The 4527-nt window shown below is 73.1% G+C and carries 4 protein-coding genes, 1 tRNA gene and 1 pseudogene; 4 read left to right on the forward strand and 2 right to left on the reverse strand.

Going from position 1 to position 4527, the window contains the following annotated elements; genetic code table 11:
* A pseudogene (locus tag AB0O00_RS30540) lies at window positions 1-237 on the forward strand (SARP family transcriptional regulator); the annotation flags it as partial.
* Window positions 238-609: 372 nt separating this feature from the next.
* Here AB0O00_RS30540 and AB0O00_RS30545 read toward each other — a convergent pair.
* Window positions 610-1278 carry a hypothetical protein gene (locus AB0O00_RS30545; RefSeq protein ID WP_363657254.1) on the reverse strand — a complete coding sequence of 223 codons (669 nt, stop codon included), beginning with the start codon at window positions 1276-1278 and terminating at the stop codon, window positions 610-612.
* Between the two features lie 108 nt (window positions 1279-1386).
* Between AB0O00_RS30545 and AB0O00_RS30550 the strand changes: the two genes are divergently transcribed.
* Both AB0O00_RS30550 and AB0O00_RS30555 read left to right on the forward strand, forming a co-directional pair.
* Window positions 1387-2013 carry a TetR/AcrR family transcriptional regulator C-terminal domain-containing protein gene (locus AB0O00_RS30550; protein ID WP_363657256.1) on the forward strand — a complete coding sequence of 209 codons (627 nt, stop codon included), beginning with the start codon at window positions 1387-1389 and terminating at the stop codon, window positions 2011-2013.
* Window positions 2014-2270: 257 nt separating this feature from the next.
* Window positions 2271-2972, forward strand: a complete 702-nt coding sequence (locus AB0O00_RS30555) for a restriction endonuclease (RefSeq protein ID WP_363657258.1) — start codon at window positions 2271-2273, stop codon at window positions 2970-2972.
* 54 nt (window positions 2973-3026) lie between these two features.
* Here the strand turns inward: AB0O00_RS30555 and AB0O00_RS30560 are convergent.
* Window positions 3027-3098 (reverse strand) — tRNA-Glu (locus tag AB0O00_RS30560).
* A gap of 127 nt (window positions 3099-3225) precedes the next feature.
* Between AB0O00_RS30560 and AB0O00_RS30565 the strand changes: the two genes are divergently transcribed.
* Window positions 3226-4323 (forward strand): helix-turn-helix domain-containing protein, encoded by a 1098-nt coding sequence (locus AB0O00_RS30565; protein ID WP_363657260.1) that lies wholly within the window; start codon window positions 3226-3228, stop codon window positions 4321-4323.
* Window positions 4324-4527: the final 204 nt, after the last annotated feature.

The raw sequence follows: 4527 nt of genomic DNA on the forward strand, positions 1-4527 counted from the left end.
GCCCACCTCGCCACCGGCCACCGGGGTCGCGCCCGCGCAGCACTCCACGCCCTACCCGAGCCGCCGGCCGACCTCCTCTACGAGGCGCTGTGCTGCCTGGAGGCCATCCTCGCAAGGGAGTTGGACGACCGACCGACCCTGGCCCGCGCGCGCTCCCGCCTCCGGCCGGCCGCCGCAGAACTCGCCGGAGCGGCCAGCGGCCTGCTCACCCTCGGGCCGGTCTCGCACTACCTCTGAGCCCCTCCTTCGGGCCAACCCGCGCGGCCGGCGGACGGCGCGCCCACCGCTTCGAGCTCCACCATCGGGGACACGGGCGGCGTCAAGGGTGCGACCGTCCTGATCGGAGGCGGAGACACGGGCGGCGTCAAGGGTGCGACCGTCCTGATCGGAGACACGGGCGGCATCAAAGGCGTGACCGTCATCATCAACCCCGGCGGCACCGCCGTCGAGCACGTCCCGTTCCCGCCCGCTCCGCCGCCCATCAAGTGAGGCGCCCAGTACCGCACCAGGGCCCGGGGACGGGCCGTTCGGTCACGCCGACGGCGGCGGGTGCTCCGGGCACCCACCGCCGTTCCGCGCTCCGGTTCCGGCTCCGGCTCCGGCTCCGGGTCAGGCCACCCGCTCGGCGGCCGGGCGGACCAGGCGGCTCCGGACGGCCCACGCCACCGCCCCGAGGGCGAACCCGTAGACGGACACCAGCCCGTGGCCGTTCTCCTGGGCGATCCACATCGCCAGGCCGAGCGCCGGCACACCGGCCGCCAGGGCGAGCTCCTTGGGGAGGCGGGTGCGGGTGAGGAAGGCGAGGGCCAGGGTGGCGCCGAGGAAGTAGGTGGCGCCGGAGCTGCCGGCGAAGTTGCGCGGGTCGGTGCTGGGTCCGTCGCCGAGGCCGAGCAGGTCGTCGATCCGGCCGGGCAGCAGGATGCCGGCGAGGAAGAAGCCGAGGGTGAGCATGCCGCCCCAGTACCAGTGGGCGAGCGCGGCGACGGCGGCGAGGGTGACGAGGTTCCACAGGCCGCCGAAGAGGCCGCCGTTCTGCATGAACACCGACGTGAACTCGCGCCACCAGCCCGACTTGGCGGGATCGGCGTCGAGCGCGTCCATCGCTCCGGACCAGACCAGCTGGAGCACGACGCCGCCGACCGCGAGCGCGGTCAGGGCGATCGCCGACCACGGCAGCGGCCTCCCCCGCAGGGTGTCCCGGCCGACCACGCCGAGCCCGCAGTTGACCATCATGACCATCAGTGCGGCCGTGGTCACGTTGAACAGGATCGCCCCCATGCCCGCCCTCCCCCCGGTTCGACGTTTTCCAACGCCGTTCGAAAACGTGATGGCGCAAAGTTAGCACAGTTTTCGAACACTGTTGGAAAACGCGGTACCGTGGAGCGCATGAAGCTCACCAAGGAGCGCATCGTCGACGCCGGCATGGCCGTGTTCGCCGAGGTCGGCTACCAGAACCTGTCCATGCGCCAGGTCGCCGACCGCCTGGACGCCCACGCGGGCAGCCTCTACTACCACGTGCGCGGGAAAGACGAGTTGCTCGCCCTGATGGCCGACCGGGTCTGCCGCACGGCCCACGACGCCGGCACCGAGGCCCTGGCCGCCCTCCCCACCGACGCCACCTGGCAGGACCGCATCGAGGCCCAGGCCACCACGCTGCGCCGGAGCATCAAACAGCACCCCGGCGGCGCCCAACTCCTCGCCGAGAGCCCCGGCATGCTCAGCCGAGGCGCCCTCTCCCTGATGGAACGCCTGCTCCGCACCCTCCTCGACGCCGGCCTCCCCACCGACCACTGCGGCATCGCCGCCGACACACTCCTCAGCCACATCACCGGCTTCGTCCTCCAGGAACAGAACCAGCCGCCGACACCCCCGCCCGTCACCGCCGAGCTCCACGCCGACCTCTGCGAACAATTCCCGCTGGTCATGGGCCCGCTGATCCCACGCATCCCCCAGGACGACAAGTTCACCCGCAGCATCCGCCTGCTCTGCACCGGCTTCGCGGCGCTCACGTAGCCACGCCGTCGGCGCACACACAATCATCGTGAGCTGGAAGGTCGGCTCCCTCTCCCGGACGGCCGTTCGCCCCCGCCCGTTTTTCTCCGAAGCGGCCCCGGGCGGGCGACCGTTCTGGCATGCTCGCCCGGACGACATCGAGCTCCGGGTGACCGGCTGCTCACACGGGGTCAACACGCATCCGGGGGCGGGCATTGCCGTACACGATCACGGAAAGGACACCGGATTGACGAGGACGAACAAGCCCGGAGCGCAGCTTGGCTAGCCGAAGGCCGCCGGTGCGGCGGCGGAGACGCCGACGCAGGCCCGGACGGCGCAGCGATGCCACGTGGATCGCGTACGGCTTCGCCGGGCTCATCGCGTTCGGCCTGGTGGTGGCCGTGGTGCGGTGGCTGGCGGCGAACTGGTGGGTGCTCGTGGCCGCCGCCGTCGTGGCGGGTGCGGTAGGCGCGGCCGTCGTGCGCGGGCGTGTGCTCGCGGAGCGTCAACGGCAGCTTCAGGCAGCCCAGTTGCGGTTGGCGCTGAGCGGTCCCGGCGGGATCGACCACATGAAGCCGGACGCCTTCGAGTACGCGGTGCGCGACCTGTTGCAGCGCGACGGCTGCCGTGCGCACAAGGTCGGGCGGGCCGGCGACCAGAGCGTGGACGTCCTCGCCGAGGATCCGACGGGCCGGCGCTGGGCCGTGCAGTGCAAGCACAAGCAGGACCCGGTGGGCGGCAAGCCGGTGGGCGTCGGCGTCCTGTACGCCCTCGCGGGCACCTACCAGCGCGTGCACGGGGCCCACGTCGCCGTCGTCGTCACCAACGGCCGTTTCTCCCGGGACTCCCGGCACTGGGGCGCCGAGCAGGGGATCCTCCTTGTCGACCGCCCCACCCTCGCCCGCTGGGCCGCCGGCGGCACTCCCCTCTGGGACGTCCTGCCGCGCGTGCCCGTTCCCCGCGACGGCCGCAACAACTGACCTGCGGAAATGGCGCAGGGGCGGGAGCCGAAACCGGCTCCCGCCCCTGCGTGTTGGAGCGCCGGGCCCGAATTGAACGAACCCCTCCCGCTGAAAGCGGGCGTGCTACCACTGCACCACCGACGCCTGACCGACCGGGCCTCGCTCGCTTCCGCGATCTCTCCCTGCCGACGTGCAAGAACTTACCAGCTCATGATCGGTGGGGGAAAATCGAGGGCTGACGGGGAAACGGGGCCGAAGGAAGGAGCGGGGATTGACCGCGGCGAGTACGGAGACCGTGTTCCGGGGCGAGGGACTGCCCGCGGAGGACCGTTTCGAGTGCTGGCGGGAGCTGATCGGGCGGACCCGGAACAGCGAGATGACGAGTGCGCACGCCGACGACTTCGAGGCGGAGATGCGGCGCCTGGAGCTGGGGCCGGTGACGCTCCTCAGATCGTCGTTCCCACCGGCCCGGTTCCGGCGCAACGCCCGCAGGGTGCGGCAGTCCGATCCGGGGTTGTGCCACCTGACCCTGGTCCTCGACGGGGGCCTGTCGCTGACGCTGGACGCCGAGGCCAGGACGACGGTGTTCGGGCCGGGCGAACTGACCGTGCTCGACAGCTCGCGCCCGTACGACGTCCGGGCGTTCGCCGGCCGCACCGCCGGCCGCACCGCCGGCCGCACCGCCGGGCCGACGGCGCGCCGGGCCGACGCCCTCGGCATCGACTTCCCGATCGGCATGCTGCCGGTCCCCCCGGACCGGTTGCGCGACCTGATGGGCCGCGGGTTCTCGGGGCAGCAGGGCACGTGTGCGCTGCTCTCGGACTTCCTGGTCGGCCTGGACCGCCAGGCCGCCGTCCTCGGCCCGAGCGAGGCGCCCCGGCTCGGGACGATCGTGATCGACCTGATCTCCGCCTGGCTGGCCCGGGAGCTGGAAGCGGAGGCCGCGCTGCCGGACGACGCCCGGCAGCGGGCGCTGGTGGAGAACGTCCGGACGTTCATCGGCCGCAACCTGCACGACCCCGCGCTCTCCCCGCCGGTGATCGCCGCCGCGCACCACATCTCCGTCAGCTACCTGCACCGCGTCTTCACGCAGCAGTCGGACGGTGAGACGGTCGCCGCGTGGATCCGCCGCGAACGGCTGGAGCGGGCCCGCCGGGACCTGGCCGACCCCGCGCTGCGCGCCCTGCCCGTCCACGCCGTCGCCGCCCGCTGGGGACTCCCCCGCGCCTCCGACTTCAGCCGCGCCTTCCGGGCCACATACGGGGTCTCCCCGAGCGACCACCGGAGTACCGCGTTGACCGGGTGCGCGGGGTCGAGGTGCGCGGAGTCGGAATCGGGGTCCGCGGGGTCAGAGCCCGTGGACGAGTAGACGCAAAGCGCAGGCACTGTCGACGCAACGCCAACACGCCCGACCCGCGACCTGGCAGCCTCGTCACACGAAGGGGAACGCCGCGCAGCGCAGTCGTCGACGCAGCACGGTGGCCCGGCGCCCCCCCCCGGGGGGGGGGGGGCGCCCCCGGGGCGCCCCCCCCCGGTTTGGGGGCGCGGGAGGGAGAGGGGGGGGGGGGGGGAA

Source organism: Kitasatospora sp. NPDC093558 (genome assembly GCF_040683475.1).
In the GTDB taxonomy this organism is placed as follows: Bacteria; Actinomycetota; Actinomycetes; order Streptomycetales; family Streptomycetaceae; genus Kitasatospora.